Annotated in this window: 16 protein-coding genes; 5 read left to right on the forward strand and 11 right to left on the reverse strand. The window is 34.1% G+C overall.

Annotation, left to right across the window (positions count from 1 at the left end; translation table 11 throughout):
* Positions 1-57 precede the first annotated feature (57 nt).
* Complete coding sequence (locus tag NZ698_RS00985) at positions 58-1080, forward strand: 3-oxoacyl-ACP synthase III family protein (protein ID WP_263000987.1); 1023 nt, start codon at positions 58-60, stop codon at positions 1078-1080.
* A gap of 206 nt (positions 1081-1286) precedes the next feature.
* Here the strand turns inward: NZ698_RS00985 and NZ698_RS00990 are convergent, their stop codons facing one another.
* The 4 genes from NZ698_RS00990 to pruA form a co-directional block, all read right to left on the reverse strand.
* The gene (locus tag NZ698_RS00990; protein ID WP_263000990.1) at positions 1287-2447 is read right to left on the reverse strand and encodes a thioredoxin family protein; all 1161 of its coding nucleotides are present in this window, start codon (positions 2445-2447) and stop codon (positions 1287-1289) included.
* 156 nt (positions 2448-2603) lie between these two features.
* Positions 2604-2861 (reverse strand): hypothetical protein, encoded by a 258-nt coding sequence (locus NZ698_RS00995; RefSeq protein ID WP_263000992.1) that lies wholly within the window; start codon positions 2859-2861, stop codon positions 2604-2606.
* Positions 2862-2948: 87 nt separating this feature from the next.
* Positions 2949-3158 (reverse strand): cytochrome C551, encoded by a 210-nt coding sequence (locus NZ698_RS01000; protein WP_263000994.1) that lies wholly within the window; start codon positions 3156-3158, stop codon positions 2949-2951.
* Positions 3159-3353: 195 nt separating this feature from the next.
* Positions 3354-4979: an L-glutamate gamma-semialdehyde dehydrogenase gene (gene pruA, locus NZ698_RS01005; protein ID WP_263000996.1), complete on the reverse strand. Its 1626-nt coding sequence runs from the start codon at positions 4977-4979 to the stop codon at positions 3354-3356.
* 358 nt (positions 4980-5337) lie between these two features.
* Between pruA and NZ698_RS01010 the strand changes: the two genes are divergently transcribed.
* A complete protein-coding gene (locus NZ698_RS01010; RefSeq protein WP_263000998.1) occupies positions 5338-6351 on the forward strand; it encodes a L,D-transpeptidase in 1014 nt (337 codons plus the stop codon).
* Here NZ698_RS01010 and NZ698_RS01015 read toward each other — a convergent pair.
* The 3 genes from NZ698_RS01015 to NZ698_RS01025 all read right to left on the reverse strand — a co-directional run bounded on the left by NZ698_RS01015 (position 6348) and on the right by NZ698_RS01025 (position 8926).
* The gene (locus tag NZ698_RS01015) at positions 6348-6872 is read right to left on the reverse strand and encodes a hypothetical protein (protein WP_263001000.1); all 525 of its coding nucleotides are present in this window, start codon (positions 6870-6872) and stop codon (positions 6348-6350) included. The genes NZ698_RS01010 and NZ698_RS01015 overlap by 4 nt on opposite strands.
* A 1-nt stretch (position 6873) precedes the next feature.
* On the reverse strand, positions 6874-8199 hold the full coding sequence (locus tag NZ698_RS01020; protein ID WP_263001002.1) for a PDZ domain-containing protein: 1326 nt from the start codon (positions 8197-8199) through the stop codon (positions 6874-6876).
* Positions 8200-8287: 88 nt separating this feature from the next.
* Complete coding sequence (locus NZ698_RS01025) at positions 8288-8926, reverse strand: alpha/beta hydrolase (protein WP_263001004.1); 639 nt, start codon at positions 8924-8926, stop codon at positions 8288-8290.
* Between the two features lie 280 nt (positions 8927-9206).
* Between NZ698_RS01025 and NZ698_RS01030 the strand changes: the two genes are divergently transcribed.
* On the forward strand, positions 9207-9641 hold the full coding sequence (locus NZ698_RS01030) for a hypothetical protein (RefSeq protein WP_263001006.1): 435 nt from the start codon (positions 9207-9209) through the stop codon (positions 9639-9641).
* Between the two features lie 60 nt (positions 9642-9701).
* Here NZ698_RS01030 and NZ698_RS01035 read toward each other — a convergent pair whose 3' ends face one another.
* From NZ698_RS01035 to tyrS, 3 genes are all read right to left on the reverse strand, one after another.
* Positions 9702-10547, reverse strand: a complete 846-nt coding sequence (locus NZ698_RS01035; RefSeq protein ID WP_368407652.1) for an IS3 family transposase — start codon at positions 10545-10547, stop codon at positions 9702-9704.
* Entirely contained in the window at positions 10541-11056 is a 516-nt protein-coding gene (locus tag NZ698_RS01040) for a helix-turn-helix domain-containing protein (protein ID WP_263001008.1), read from the reverse strand. Before NZ698_RS01040 ends, NZ698_RS01035 begins: the two co-directional genes overlap by 7 nt.
* 83 nt (positions 11057-11139) lie before the next feature.
* A complete protein-coding gene (tyrS, locus tag NZ698_RS01045) occupies positions 11140-12420 on the reverse strand; it encodes a tyrosine--tRNA ligase (protein ID WP_263001010.1) in 1281 nt (426 codons plus the stop codon).
* A 154-nt stretch (positions 12421-12574) separates the two neighbouring features.
* On the opposite strand from tyrS, the gene NZ698_RS01050 reads away from it, so the two are divergent.
* A complete protein-coding gene (locus NZ698_RS01050; protein WP_263001012.1) occupies positions 12575-13135 on the forward strand; it encodes an RNA polymerase sigma factor in 561 nt (186 codons plus the stop codon).
* A 120-nt stretch (positions 13136-13255) separates the two neighbouring features.
* Here NZ698_RS01050 and NZ698_RS01055 read toward each other — a convergent pair whose 3' ends face one another.
* Positions 13256-13888, reverse strand: coding sequence for a hypothetical protein (locus NZ698_RS01055; protein ID WP_263001014.1), 633 nt, complete (start codon positions 13886-13888; stop codon positions 13256-13258).
* A 107-nt stretch (positions 13889-13995) separates the two neighbouring features.
* Here NZ698_RS01055 and lipA point away from each other — a divergent pair, with 107 nt between their 5' ends.
* Entirely contained in the window at positions 13996-14862 is an 867-nt protein-coding gene (gene lipA / locus NZ698_RS01060) for a lipoyl synthase (RefSeq protein ID WP_047445627.1), read from the forward strand.
* Positions 14863-14873: the final 11 nt, after the last annotated feature.

Raw genomic sequence — 14873 nt, forward strand, 5'->3', positions numbered from 1 at the left:
TTAAAAAAACCTATGTGTAAAATAAAGTTTTATCTTTACCAAAATTAAACAAACTATATGATTAAAAGTACAATAAAAGGGATCGGATTTCATGTTCCGGATCATGTTGTCACCAATGATGATTTAGCAAAATTAATGACCACCAATGATGAGTGGATTACAGAGCGAACGGGCATCAAGGAGCGTAGACACAGAGCCAACAGAAATGATGCGCAGGAGACTACAGCATACCTCGGTTTCAAAGCTTCAGAAAAAGCAATTCAACAAGCTGGTTTGACGGCAAAAGATATTGATTATATTGTTTTTGCAACATTATCACCGGATTATTATTTCCCTGGTTGTGGCGTTTTACTTCAGGATATGTTGGGTTGTGATACGATTGGTGCACTGGATGTGAGAAATCAGTGTTCTGGTTTTGTCTATGCGATGAGTGTTGCCAATGCTTTTATCAAATCTGGTACTTATAAAAATATTCTGGTTGTAGGCGCTGAAGTTCATTCTTTCGGACTTGATTTTTCGGATGAAGGAAGAGGAGTTTCAGTAATTTTCGGAGATGGGGCAGGAGCCATTGTGCTTTCTGCAACTGAAGATGAAAATGCCGGAGATATTTTAGCCATGAATATGCATTCTGAAGGGAAATATGCAGACGAATTGTGTACGCAGTTTCCAGGTTCAAAATTTGGTTGGAGTGACAGAATGAGAAAGGAACCTGAAAATGTAACCGACAAAGAAGTTTACCCGATCATGAATGGAAATTTTGTTTTCAAACATGCGGTGACAAGATTTCCTGAAACAATGATGGAAGCTCTAAATAAAGCTGGAAAAACGGTTGAAGACTTGGACATGTTTATTCCGCATCAGGCGAACTTGAGAATTGCTCAGTTTGTTCAGCAGAAATTTGGTTTGCCGGATGAAAAAATTCACAACAACATTCAGAAATACGGAAATACGACTGCAGCTTCTATTCCGATTGCTTTGAGTGAAGCAATAGAACTAGGAAAGGTTAAAAGAGGAGATTTGGTTCTTCTTTCAGCTTTCGGAAGTGGATTTACCTGGGGAAGTGTGTTGTTTCAATATTAAAATAAATATTTTTACAGAAAATTTCAAATGCTACGTCATTTCGAGTACGTTTTTGAAGAAAACCGTATCGAGAAATTTCCATTAAATAATGCAAAAATTTCTCGATACGCTTCGCTACTCGAACTGACGAAACTTACAGTTAGTCGATAAATGAAAAATCCGCTGAAATTTATTTCAGCGGATTTTTTTATGATTTAAATTAAAGCTTATAAACTCTTCAATATCTTTTCTGTGTCTGCAGTATCTTGACCTTCTGCTTTGCCTAGTGTGATAGACTTTTCAGCCCAAAGCTTAGCATTTTTCTTGTCACCGATTTTATTGTATAGATTTGCTAATGTATCTGTATTTGCATATTCTTCATTTTTCTTTACAGATTCCTGAGCCCATTTTACAGCAGTTTCAAGAGAAGATTTTGTGTTGACATTTTCAAAGAAATTCCACGCGATTGAATTCAATTCTTCTGAACTTGCAGCAGAATAATCTTTGTAAAGATCAAGAGTCATTTTCTCATAAGTTGTGAAGTCTTTATCTTTTAAAGCTCTGTTAGATTTTGCTCTCTTCAATAGTTTTTCAGATTCTTCTTTTGTCAAAAACTTCTGAGTTTCTGCGTAGAAATAAGCATCGTCCCATTTTTTCGTATCAGCGCTGTACGTTTTTTTCATGATTGTATTCAGCTTTACGTTTTTATCAAACATCTCATAACGTTCAGCCGGGAAAACCTTAATGATTTCTTCTTTTTTATTTTGGAAAATCTTGTACAAAGGACTTTCGGTGCTTTGCGTTCCTGAAAGAATCATTTGAACATCATCTTTATCGAAAGTTGTTTTTGCGCTGAAATAACGGTCTAAAACTCTTCCTGCAAAATCTGCATCATTATAAATCGTAAGATTTGCAAGGTTTTTCAAAAATTCAGGATCATTTTCTCCTTTTTCGAATTTTTGTTTTAAAGTTGTCAGTCTTTTGTTCGGATCTCCTGCATCCATCGCAAACTGGATAAAATCTTTTTCTTCAACGTAACCTAATGTTCTGTGTACTTCTTCACCGTCACCATTGATGAAAAGATAAGTTGGGAAAGCTCTTACATTGTATTTTTTAGCTAATTCAATGCCTTCACCTTTCTCCATATCAATTTTTGCATTGATGAAATTTGAATTGTAATAATCACCGACAGGTTTTAGAGGAAATATGTTTTTTACCATCAGTTTACACGGTCCGCACCAAACTGCATAAGCATCTATAAAAATAAGTTTGTTTTCTTTTTTAGCTTTTGCCAAAAGACTTTTAAAATTGCCTTCTTCAAATTTGATTCCTTGTCCGAAAGCGATCACTGCAAAGAAAAGAAGTGATAATATTGCTGTTTTTTTCATGAAATATTTTATTGAATACAAATGTAATAATTATGTCAACATAAGGCTTTATAATTATTGATAATTCAATTCATAAAATTTAGTTAAAATCTTTAGAAATAATTTGAATAAATTCTTTGAAAATAAAAAATCCACAGAAATTCTGTGGATTGTATCTTATCTTGAACCGCCTACTTTAGTATTTGGTCGAGATTCTTTGCTTTCGTAATCTGTTGGCTTTTTGACAGTATCATTTGCCAGATTTGTAGTATCAGCAGCATTATGTTCCGAGTTAGCTACAGCTGAATCTCCAAGATGATTTCTCATAGAATCTTTGTTGTGGTCAGCTTTAAATTCTTCTCGATTTTCTTTTTTATCTGCACAGCTTGCAAAAACCAACAATCCTGAAACTGCTCCTATCCATAATTTTTTCATAGTAAATTTTTTTAATGTTTATCATTCAAATATAAAAAAATCCGCAGAACTTTCATCTGCGGATCTTCCATTTTTCCATTAGACTTTTTATCTGGTTGCAGGTGTAGCAACTGAATCTACTTTCGTAGAGTCCATCGGAACTGTTGTTGTCATCGTATCTGCTACGGGTGGTGCAACTCTCATCGTTGAATCTGTTGCCGTAGAATCTGTGTTACTGGATGACATTTGAGCTTCTTTTGTGCCGCAGCTTGCTGCAATAAATCCTATTCCTAAGGTTAATAACAATAACTTTTTCATAATATTATTTTTAGATGGTGTTATCAGTTCCTATTCAATAACTATTCCGAAAAGTATTGTTTTATTATTAATTATAATTTAAAAGTATTAAATAATTGTTAAATTCAATAAAAAAGCCCCGGAAATCAAATTCCGAGGCTATACTTAAATTTAAATAATAATTAATTACTTATTACAAATTATTTATACTTATTATTATCCCAAATATGGATATTTATAATCTTTAGGAGATACAAAAGTTTCTTTGATGCTTCTTACAGAAGTCCATCTTAGAAGATTCATTTTAGAACCAGCTTTGTCGTTGGTTCCTGAAGCTCTACCACCACCGAATGGTTGCTGTCCTACAACTGCACCTGTTGGTTTATCATTGATATAGAAGTTTCCTGATGCATTCTCTAAAGCTTTGAAAGCTTCGTCAGTTGCGTATCTGTCTTGTGAAAATACAGAACCCGTCAATGAATAAGGAGATGAAGAATCTACGATTTTAAGTGTTTCAGTCCAGTCTTTGTCTTCGTAAACGTAAACTGATAAAATAGGACCAAAGATTTCTTCAACCATACTTTCGTACTGAGGATCTGTAGTTTCGATTACTGTAGGACTTACAAACCAACCTTTAGAATCATCACATTTCCCACCGATGATTACATCAGCATTGCTTGATGCTTCAGCTCTTTCAATATAACCTTTACATTTTTCGAATGAATTTTTGTCGATTACAGCATTGACAAAATTTGAAGGATCTTCAGGCGAACCAATTTTAATTGAAGCAATCTGAGTTTCCATTACTTTTTTCACATCTGCCCAAAGTGATCTTGGGATATAAGCTCTTGAAGCTGCAGAACATTTCTGTCCTTGATACTCGAAAGAACCTCTTACCAAACCTGTTGCTACAGCTTCTACGTTTGCAGAAGGATGAGCGATTACGAAATCTTTTCCACCGGTTTCTCCAACAATTCTAGGATATGTTCTGTAATTATGAATATTGTCACCGATCATTTTCCACATTCCCTGAAAAACTTTTGTTGAACCTGTAAAGTGAAGTCCTGCAAAATCTCTGTGAGCTAAAACTTTCTCAGCAGTTTCCTTTCCGTCAGTAAAAATCATGTTGATAACTCCTGCAGGAAGACCCGCTTCAGTTAAAACATCCATGATTACTTTTGCAGAATAAATTTGTTTGTCTGAAGGTTTCCAAACCACAACATTCCCAAGCATTGCCATACAAGCCGGTAAGTTTCCTGAAATTGCTGTAAAGTTGAATGGAGTTACTGCAAAAACAAATCCTTCTAATGGTCTGTATTCTACACGATTCCAGATTCCTGCATCGGAAACCGGCTGCTCAGAATACATTTCTGTCATGAATTCTACATTGAATCTCAAGAAATCGACGAACTCACAAGCGGCGTCAATTTCAGCCTGATGAACATTTTTTGACTGTCCGATCATCGTTGCAGCATTGATTACATCTCTGTAAGGTCCTGCCAAAAGATCAGCAGCTTTTAAGAAAATCGCAGCGCGGTGTTCCCAACCCAGTTCGTTCCATTTTTTCTTTGCAGCTAAGGCAGAATTGATGGCATCATCTACATGCTGCATTGTTCCTCTGTGATAAAACCCGAAATCGTGAGCATGATCCTGAGGAGACTGAAGCTGTACTTTATCATCAGTTTTTACTTCTTTACCATTGATAACCATTGGAATCTCGATCTTTTGCGCCCACATTTTTTTGTACTGAGCGATCAAAGATTTTACTTCCGGAGAACCCGGCTCGTAAGAATTTACCGGTTCGTTTACTGCAAATGGTACTTGCGAAATTGCTTTTGACATATTACGTTGTATTATTTTTTATATAATTTGCTAATGTTACAAATTTACAACTTTTATTCAAGTCTGTTATCAATTTGGAAAGACTGAATTTGTCTGGATAGTTCGTATAAATTAATTTTCAAAAGATTCCTTCTATTGTTATTTGAAACAAATGAAATTTCATCAAAAAACATTTAACTCATATTAAATCATTGAACTATTGTGATTAAAAATTTTTAATTCATGATCTAAATTCTTCAATCTAAATTAAGTACGTGATGTTGGGAAATATTTTTTGTGTTTAAAATATTTTTAGGTCTGATATTTGTATCTTTAGTTCAAACTCAATGACCTCTTTATATTTATGAAAAAATTATTTTTGAAACAATCACTCTTATACACTCTATTATTTGCGTTATTGCTTACATCTTGTAAGAAAGACAACGAAAAAATAAACGATCAGCAACAAAATACTTCTACAGGAACTTTATCGGACGAAGAAAAATCAGATTCATTGGCAACTAAAGCTGAAGTGAAGGAATCTGTACCGCCCGCAATTCAGGAAAATGGCTTTTACAATGCATTTCCAATTCCCAAAGATAAAAAGCAAAGAGATTCTTTATATGCAATTTTCAGTAAAAAATATACTGAGAGAGAGCGTTACGCAATTTTAGCTCTTAATAGATTAGACTCAAAAAGCAAATGGAATTCCGACACGTTGGTTGTTCCTGCAAAAATTGATACAACCTTAATGGCTTATTCACCATTTCCGATGCAATTGGATGTATTGAGTGACGTGAAGAAGTTTGTAGTTTTCTCTTATCCTATCCAAGCTTACGCGGTTTATTCGAATGGAGCTTTGGTAAAATGGGGACCGACAAGTATGGGTAAAAAAGCTGCTCAGACAACAAGAGGTTTGATGTTCGCCAACTGGAAAAAGAAATTAGCGATCTCAACTGTGAAGAGCGAATGGAAATTACCTTACAATTTTAATATTCACAATACAGGCGGAATCGGGTGGCATCAGTATGATCTTCCAGGTTATCCTGCATCACATTCTTGTTTGAGATTATTAATGAATGACGCAAAATGGTTATATAATTATGCAGATACCTGGATTTTAAATCCTGGCGGAGCTACAAAAAAAGCCAATGGTACTCCCGTAATAGTATTCGGAGATTATCCTTGGGGGAAAAGAAAACCGTGGAGAAAACTTTTGAACGATCCTAATGCTAATAATATTTCTGTAGAAGAAATGACCAATCTGATCAAACCTCACGTTGAAAAAATGGTTGCTGAACAAACGAATAGAGAAAAGGTTGCCGATTCTATACAATCTGCAAAAGCGATAGAAGTGAAAGCTCCGATTAAAGAATCGGAACCTTCCAACTAAATTTTCTTCTCAAACTGAAGTGTCGATTCCTCTGCGAATTTTCTAAGTTTTCTCATTTCGCCTTTGGCTTTATTTTGACCGAATCTTGCTGCGGCATACGTTGCAGCAATACAGAACAGCATCACAAAAGAAGCATTCAGAGCCCATGGATATTCAAAACTTTTGATTTGTTTTTCGACATAATACATGGTGAAAAAAGTCATCCAGAAGATTGAAAAGAGGAAATAAAGAAACATAAAAAAAGTCCAGACTGCGGAACTTGGTCCGAAAACTCCACGGATAACGGTTTGATCGTCTTCAATTTCTGTACGAAGTGATAATCTTGGTTTCCAGTAATTATCATATTCTGTCTCTACACAAATAGTTGCTATTTCTTGATTGATATTACCTGAAAATTCGCCTTTATGTTCTGCGAGATATTTTTTAAGATTTTCAGCATAAGTTTCTTTACTCAGATGGGTAAACATCTTAAATCTCGGGCGGTTTCTTATTTTATCTAATGTCGTTTCTTCTGTCTGCATATTATTCTTGATAAGGGATTGGGTCTTCCAATGTAAAGGTAAGGCGAAGCTCCTGATTTTTTCTCACAATAACCATATTAATTGTTTTGCCTTCATCAGATTTCATCATTTCCATGATTTTATTAAGAGTCATCTCCGAAGTTTTTCTTCCATTGATGGTAATTAGCTGATCTCCTTTTTTTAAACCTGCTTTGTCGGATGGAGAATCTTTTCGTACTCCTGCAATCGAAAATAATGGTTTTAAGACAAATTTATACTGCAAACTGTTGTTGATTAATTCAACTCCTGTTGTGCCATTGTCTCTTCTTTTACTTTCAAGGTTTACCAGATCTTTCTCCCATTGCATTCCATCCTGCTGAAAATCTAAACCACTCATATTAAAATGAAAATGATCATAGTAATTTCCGTTTTTCTTTAAATATAATTTTTGATTCGGATAATCAAAAGCTGCAGTAAACCTTCTCATAATTTCTCCACCTACAGAACCTTTTCTATCGCCCACCAAATTTACATGCTGAATCGAAAATTCATCAGGCATTGCCGTCAACGGTTTTACAAATTTAAAATCACCTAAATAAAAATTATGAATTCTGCTTCTTTTACCATAAATATCTCCGTTGAAACCTCTTCCAAGAAAATCATCAATATTGGGACGGTTGTAAACAAAATTTTTAATTAAAGTAGGGAAGAGCCAGATTGCATCACTATTTCCAAGATCTATTAAAAGTTTTGAGCTTTTTTTGTCATTCGTCATTTCGACATCGGCAAAAATGTACGGTTTGTTTCTCTCCAAAGAAATCGGCAATTCATCAAACTTTTTGATCTTTTTTTTAAATAGTTCCGTGTCCTGATAAATCGTTATTTTTTTTGAAGCATAATCAATAATCACAGGATGATTTTTAAAGAAATGATAGCCGATAATTCCATTCACGGGAATTCCTACGTGAGATGAAATATTAAAATCCTGATCAAGAATGATAAATAACGTAAAAGAATCATTAATGAAATGCTTTCCGATTTTGCCAAGATTGTGATCAGATTTAAATCCTTCAATACTTTCACTTCCTCCCAATCCAGAAAATTTCATTTTTTCTAATGGAGAAAGTTTCATTTCTTTATTTTCGAGACTGAAAATTGTAGTTTCGGCAACTCCGGTATCCAACAGAAAAGTGAGTTCGGCACCATTTACCGTGATCGGAATGAAAATTAAATTGTTGATTAACTTAAAAGGAATAACTGTCTTTTTAGCATCTTTTAATTCAAAACTATTTTGAGCACTCGTAAAAATGCTAAAGAAAATAATGAATAAAAATTGCGAAAATTTCATCTAATGAATGTAGTAAAATAATTCATACAGAAATAAAAAAACATTCTCAATTGATGAGAATGTCTTTATATTATTGATGCAAACTTTTTTATTTCGAAAAGAATTCCATCAGATCAATGTAATTTTTTTGATTGACTCCATGACCGCTCATGTATTCTCTGAAAGTGAAATAACAACTTAAGTCATACAATAGATCTGCTGCTTTTTTCCCCCAATCAAAAGGAATGATCGCATCATCTGTACCATGAGAAACGAAAAATCGTAGTTTTTCAAGTTTCTTTTTATCTTTTACAATATTTGTCAACAGTTTTTCTTCAGGATAACTGCTCAAACAAGCTACGTAATTAAAAAGGTCAGGATATTTTAAAGCTAAACTATAGCATAGAATTCCTCCCTGGCTGAATCCGCAAAGGTGTGTTTTGTTTTCTGTAAGTCCGTATTTGTTGGTGATGGCCATGATGTTTTCCAAAACGCTTTCCAGTGCTTCTTTTGCCTGATCAATATCGATGAACTGTTCAGGATTATTAAAATCAATGTCAAACCATGAATAACCTTCAAACTGAGTTGTCTTGGGAGCTCTGAAACTTACCAGAATCCAGTCAGCCGGAAGGCTTTCTCTGAAGCTGAACAAATCCTGCTCATTGCTGCCGTAACCATGAAGCATAAAGAGAATAGGTGTTTTTGAAGTAATATTTTCCGGTTCTCTTACGATGTAATCTAAATTCATATAATTAGGAATCTATTTTTATTATTTATTTGAAACCGCTTTATTGTAGATTATTTCTAATTGTTATTTTCAGCGATTTTGAAGGAACAAAGATAATTAATAATGATTTATTTTAATTTTAAAATGTCTCTTCAAAGATTTAAATTTTAGAGTATAATTGCTTGAGAATCTTTTATTGATTTGATATTGTTTGCAAATCTTTATTGGAAATTTTTCATAAAAGTTATTTTTATATTGATAAAAAACCTATATTTGAAACATTAAAAATCTATTTGGAGAAATGAAGCAAATTTACAAATCAAAAAAATTACATAGACTTTCATTTTTAGTAGTCGCATTGTTTTCAGTTGTATCTCTTATGAATTCTTGTAAAGATGACGAAGAAGACGAGTTTCAGGATCACCTTGTGCAGTTTGAAGTAAAAGCAGTAAAGGGAACAGGATCTGGAGATCCGGTTTTGAAAACGATCGTTACACAGGTTGGGGTAAGCCAGAATACGACTTTTGATCCTCCCGGAATTAGCTGGAAAAGTGACGAATTTTTTGTAAATTCAAGTCAGTCTCAGCTTAATTTAGACGCAAATGCAGTTTTGCCTAATGCAGACTCTCAATTGATCGTTACTCTATATGTTGATGGAGTAGTAGCAAAATCTGATACCGCTACAGGATCAGGAACCCAAGATGCATCTATCGATTATAGCTTCTTAGAACTATAAAAAATTAAAATAAAATAAAAAAAACCGCCGATTAGACTGCACCCAAAAGTTTAGACAAAATTAAATAATATTTTGATAGGAAAGAGTTCGGTACTGTACCGGACTCTTTCCTTTTAAATTGAGTCTTATTCTGTCGTTGTTATAGTAATTGATATATTCTTTTATTTCCTTTTTCAAATCCTCAATGGTTTTAAATTTTTTGGTATAAAACATTTCGGATTTTAAAGTTCCGAAGAAGTTTTCGATGATAGCATTGTCTAGGCAATTTCCCTTGCGGGACATACTTTGGATGATTCCTTTCTGTTTTAATAAGTGCTTGTAGGCCTTCATCTGATATTGCCAACCTTGATCCGAGTGGAGGATGATGTTTTCAGTGTTTTTTATCTTTCTGAAGCTCTTTTTCAGCATATTCACTACCTGTGCAAAAGCGGGTCTCTCCGCAAGTTCATAACTGATGATCTCGCCATTGAACAGATCGATTATCGGTGATAAATACAGTTTGTTTCCTGAGACGTTGAACTCCGTCACATCGGTTGCCCATTTCTTGTTCGGTTGGTTTGTTTTAAAATTTCTTTCCAGTATATTTGGTGCTGTTTTGCCCAGATCTCCACGGTAGGATCTGTATTCTTTGATCCGGATAATGCTTTTCAGTCCCAGAACTTTCATAAGTCTCATCACCGTTTTATGATTGATTATAATTCCTTTTTCTTTCATGGCCAAAGTGATGCGACGGTATCCAAAACATCCTTTGTGTCTGTGATAGATCTGCTTGATCATCGTTTTTATTTCAGCATATTTATCGTTCTTCCGAAGCATTTTCTGATGGTAATAGAAACTACTTCTCGCCATAGATGTACAATCCAGCAATACTGCAAGATCAAATTCCTGCCTTAATTCTCCTATGATTTTGGTTTTTTCCTTGCCAGAATTAAGGCGTCCAACTTTTTTAGAACTGCAATCTCGGCACGCAGCCTTTCATTCTCCAATAAAAGTTCTTCTTCCCTGGTCAATGGCTGGTCAGACTTTCTTTTCTTACGTTTGTAATCACTCATTATCTTGGGTCTTCCTCTGGGTTTGTTTTCTAACCCTAAAATACCACTTTTTTTGTAATCCCGTTGCCAATTCAGGATGCTGGATTCTGCAGCAATGTTGAACTTTACAGCCGCTTCTTTTATTGAAAACTGACCTGTCTTAATCGTTTTCAAAACCTTCAACTTGAATTTTACATCATACAGGCGATTGCTTCTGCGTTGCAGTCCTGCAGTACCGTGTAACTCATAAAATCTGCACCACTTATGCAACATCGTCCTATCCAATCCAAGCTCATTTGCTAATGCCTTCAACGAAAGATGATCCTGCAGAATCTTATCCACACAACTTTTCTTAAATTCTAAACTATATTTTGATTGTCCCATAAAATAAAAATGCCCCTAAAAAGTGTCTAACTTTTTGGGGGCACTCCAGATTGGCGGTTTTTTGTTTTGTATATATTTAAGAATTAAATCACTTTTACAATAAATTGCTCTCTTTTGCCTTTTTGCAACAAAAGGAATTGACTATCAACAAGATCTGTTTCATTAATTGCAAATGTGCTATTTACTTTTTGTTTGTTTACAGAGATTGCATTCCCTTTTATTTGTCTTTGAGCCTCGCTCTTAGATTTCAGAAAACCTGATTCGGAAAGTAAATCAACTATATTTAACCCAATTATTTGAGATTTTGGTATTTCTTTATTCGGAACTCCGTCAAAAATTTCCGTAAAAATTTCGCTAGTCATATTTTCCATTCCTTTACTAAATAGAATTTCAGAGGCTCTTAAAGATCTTTCATAATCCTCTCTACTGTGAACCCAAACTGTAACTTCTTCAGCTAGTTTCTTTTGTAATTTTCTATCGCCAGGATCTGTTTGATGTTCTGCAATTAAACTTTCAATTTCTTCTTGTCCTAAGAACGTATAGAATTTTATGAATCTTTCTGCATCACTATCGGTTGCATTCAACCAAAATTGGTAGAATTTATAAGGTGAAGTTTTCTTTTTATCTAACCAGTAATTTTCTCCGCTTTCAGATTTTCCAAATTTTGATCCGTCTGCTTTTGTAATTAAAGGAACCGTCAATGCAAATGCTGTACCTTGAGCTTTTCTACGGATCAATTCTGTTCCTGTAGTGATATTTCCCCACTGATCAGAACCTCCCATTTGAAGTTTTACGCCATTGTTTTGGTATAAATGAAGGAAATCATAGCCCTGAATCAATTGATAAGTAAATTCTGTAAAACTCATTCCGTCAACACCTGCTTCTCCTGAAAGTCTCTTCTTCACAGAATCTTTCGCCATCATGTAATTAACGGTAATGTTTTTTCCAACGTTTTTAGCAAAATCAAGAAATGAAATCTGTTTCATCCAATCGTAATTGTTTACCAATTCTGCTTTGTTCGTTTCGTTTCCTTCAAAATTTAAAAATCTTGAAAGCTGGTTTTTCAGGCAATCAACATAATGCAAAAGAGTTTCTTCATCAAGAAGATTTCTTTCGGCAGATTTTCCTGAGGGATCACCAATCATTCCCGTCGCACCACCAACCAAAGCAATCGGCTTATGACCATGCTGCTGAAAGTGAGCCAAAATTTTGATCTGAATAAGACTTCCGATATGTAAAGAATCTGCGGTAGGATCGAACCCGATATAGGCAGTTGTCATCTCCTTATCCAGTTGTTCGTCGGTTCCGGGCATCATGTCAGAAAAAAGACCTCGCCATTTCAGTTCTTCAATAAAAGAGTTCATTATTTTTTGTTTAAAATTTAAGGTGCAAAGATAAGTAAAATATAGAATGTTAAATAAAATAGGCTTCATCTGCTACAAAGTTTAAATCTCTAAAATTAAATTTCTTTAAATTTTTTAATTCTTTACTCTTTTAATTTTAATAAATTTGTTAGTAATGAAAGACGAACAGTTATTTTCGCTCATCCAGCTGGCAAAAGAAAAAGATCAAAAAGCTCAGACAAAACTCATCAATGTTTTCTGGGTAGATGTTTTTTCTTTTGTAATGAAAAAAGTACATGACGAAAATGATACCGATGAAATTACCGTCAATGTTTTCTCAAAAGTTTTATCTAAATTGGATTTGTACGATCCTCATTTCCAATTTAAAACCTGGATTCTTACGATAGCTCAAAACACCATTATCGATTTTTGGCGAAGAAAAAGCAGAGAAAATCAAGATCCGACAGAGAATTTAGATGAAGTAAAAAATCACTATGCAAAATCTCCTGAGGAACTGATGATTTCTGATGAAGAGCAGAAAAAAATCATTAAAACCATCGAGTCTTTAGATGGTAATTATCAGGATATTATCAAATTGAGATTCTTTGAAGAAAAAAGTATTAAAGAAATTGCCGAGGAATTGGGAATTTCTGTTGCCAATACAAAAGTTCGTGTGATGCGTGCTAAAAAAGTCTTAGCTGAATTGCTGAAAAATAATGAGTTTGAGGATAATTAATATATAAAGTAAACTTATTAACTTTATATACAAAGTTTTGTCATTCCGGAGGAATCTAAATTATGTTTTTAAAACTTTGTTGAGATTCCTCCGGAATGACAAAAGCAATGTAAATTTTAATTATAAATATACTTTTTCCTTAGTTTTAGGAAGTGCAATTTCTCTTTGCTTTTCCTGATGTCTGTTTTGAAGATTTATTTTAATTCCTTTTTTAATAAAAATTTCCTTTTTAGATTTTCCGTATTCTTTGGTGTTTGTAACTTCTTTGTCAAAAATCAGATTTCCTGTTGAAAGATTAAAATCAATTGTAGTCCAATATTCTTCGGGTTTGCCATTTTCTGAAGAAATTCCGATCAATTCAAAATGCCCGTTTTGAAATATGTACTTGTCTGTACCTCCCCATTTCCAGCTGCTTCCTCCATAATGAGAGATATTCAAAATACCATTCTCAATGGTTGTACTTTGATAAGGATCGCCCATCATTCCGCCATCTTTGCTTCCGTAGATTGCTTTTCTGGATTTTTCCAAAATCGTCCATTTATTATTAATCTTTTTCAAAATCTGAATTTCACGAATGTCTCCTGAATCATCATTTGTTGGAATATTATAAATAATGACTTTTTCAGAAATTTTATCACCATCAAGATCACCATCAACAGTTTCATTGATTGTTGAGTTTTTTGGTTGAAATTCTTTTTGCGCAAAACAGAATACTGTCGAAATTAGAGATAAAAAGCAAAATATATTTTTCATAAATTTAAAATAAAATTTAAAACTACGAAATTATACGTTTCATCAATCTTTGTCTTTGATTGTTTCGATAAAAAATTCCTTAACTTTGAAGTCAATTTTAGAAATAAATGGAGAATTTAGTTCAGGATACTACCGTTCAAAAACCAAAATGGATTCGCGTAAAACTTCCCACCGGAAAAAATTACAGAGAACTCCGCACCTTGGTTGATAAATATAAATTAAATACAATTTGCCAAAGTGGAAGCTGCCCAAATATGGGTGAATGTTGGGGAGAAGGAACAGCAACTTTCATGATTTTGGGAAACATCTGTACCAGAAGCTGTGGATTTTGTGGTGTGAAAACCGGAAAACCAATGGATGTAAATTGGGACGAACCGGAAAAAGTAGCTCGTTCGATCAAATTGATGAAAATCAAACACGCAGTTTTGACTTCTGTCGACCGTGACGATTTGAAAGATATGGGTTCAATTCTTTGGGGTGAAACTGTAAATGCAGTAAGAAGAATTTCTCCGGGAACCACAATGGAAACTTTAATTCCTGACTTCCAGGGACTGACTAAACATCTTGACAGAATGGTAGATGTAGCTCCGGAAGTGATTTCTCACAATATGGAAACGGTAAAACGTTTGACCAGAGAAGTGAGAATTCAGGCGAAATATGAAAGAAGCCTTGAGGTTTTAAGATACTTAAAAGAAGCAGGACAAAACAGAACCAAAACAGGATTGATGCTTGGTTTGGGAGAAAATAAAGATGAAGTTTTCCAGACAATTGAAGACATCAGAAATGCGAATGTAGATGTAATTACGATGGGGCAGTATTTGCAGCCGACTAAAAAACATTTGCCTGTGAAAAAATTCATCACTCCTGAAGAGTTCGATGAGTTTGGAGATTTTGCAAGAAGTTTAGGCTTCAGACACGTTGAAAGTTCGCCTTTGGTAAGAAGTTCTTACCACGCTGAGAAACATATTCATTAAAAATGTAAATC

The organism is Chryseobacterium edaphi (genome assembly GCF_025628985.1).
GTDB classification, from domain to species: Bacteria; Bacteroidota; Bacteroidia; order Flavobacteriales; family Weeksellaceae; genus Chryseobacterium; species Chryseobacterium edaphi.

What these genes read in the sequence shown, in the direction of transcription:
- NZ698_RS01030 (WP_263001006.1), top strand. Translation starts at nt 9,207, where the DNA reads ATGAAGCAAATTTACAAATCAAAAAAATTACATAGACTTTCATTTTTA.
- NZ698_RS01055 (WP_263001014.1), bottom strand. Translation starts at nt 13,888, where the DNA reads ATGAAAAATATATTTTGCTTTTTATCTCTAATTTCGACAGTATTCTGT.
- NZ698_RS00990 (WP_263000990.1), bottom strand. Translation starts at nt 2,447, where the DNA reads ATGAAAAAAACAGCAATATTATCACTTCTTTTCTTTGCAGTGATCGCT.
- NZ698_RS01050 (WP_263001012.1), top strand. Translation starts at nt 12,575, where the DNA reads ATGAAAGACGAACAGTTATTTTCGCTCATCCAGCTGGCAAAAGAAAAA.
- lipA (WP_047445627.1), top strand. Translation starts at nt 13,996, where the DNA reads ATGGAGAATTTAGTTCAGGATACTACCGTTCAAAAACCAAAATGGATT.
- pruA (WP_263000996.1), bottom strand. Translation starts at nt 4,979, where the DNA reads ATGTCAAAAGCAATTTCGCAAGTACCATTTGCAGTAAACGAACCGGTA.
- tyrS (WP_263001010.1), bottom strand. Translation starts at nt 12,420, where the DNA reads ATGAACTCTTTTATTGAAGAACTGAAATGGCGAGGTCTTTTTTCTGAC.
- NZ698_RS01020 (WP_263001002.1), bottom strand. Translation starts at nt 8,199, where the DNA reads ATGAAATTTTCGCAATTTTTATTCATTATTTTCTTTAGCATTTTTACG.
- NZ698_RS00995 (WP_263000992.1), bottom strand. Translation starts at nt 2,861, where the DNA reads ATGAAAAAATTATGGATAGGAGCAGTTTCAGGATTGTTGGTTTTTGCA.
- NZ698_RS01000 (WP_263000994.1), bottom strand. Translation starts at nt 3,158, where the DNA reads ATGAAAAAGTTATTGTTATTAACCTTAGGAATAGGATTTATTGCAGCA.
- NZ698_RS00985 (WP_263000987.1), top strand. Translation starts at nt 58, where the DNA reads ATGATTAAAAGTACAATAAAAGGGATCGGATTTCATGTTCCGGATCAT.
- NZ698_RS01015 (WP_263001000.1), bottom strand. Translation starts at nt 6,872, where the DNA reads ATGCAGACAGAAGAAACGACATTAGATAAAATAAGAAACCGCCCGAGA.
- NZ698_RS01025 (WP_263001004.1), bottom strand. Translation starts at nt 8,926, where the DNA reads ATGAATTTAGATTACATCGTAAGAGAACCGGAAAATATTACTTCAAAA.
- NZ698_RS01040 (WP_263001008.1), bottom strand. Translation starts at nt 11,056, where the DNA reads ATGGGACAATCAAAATATAGTTTAGAATTTAAGAAAAGTTGTGTGGAT.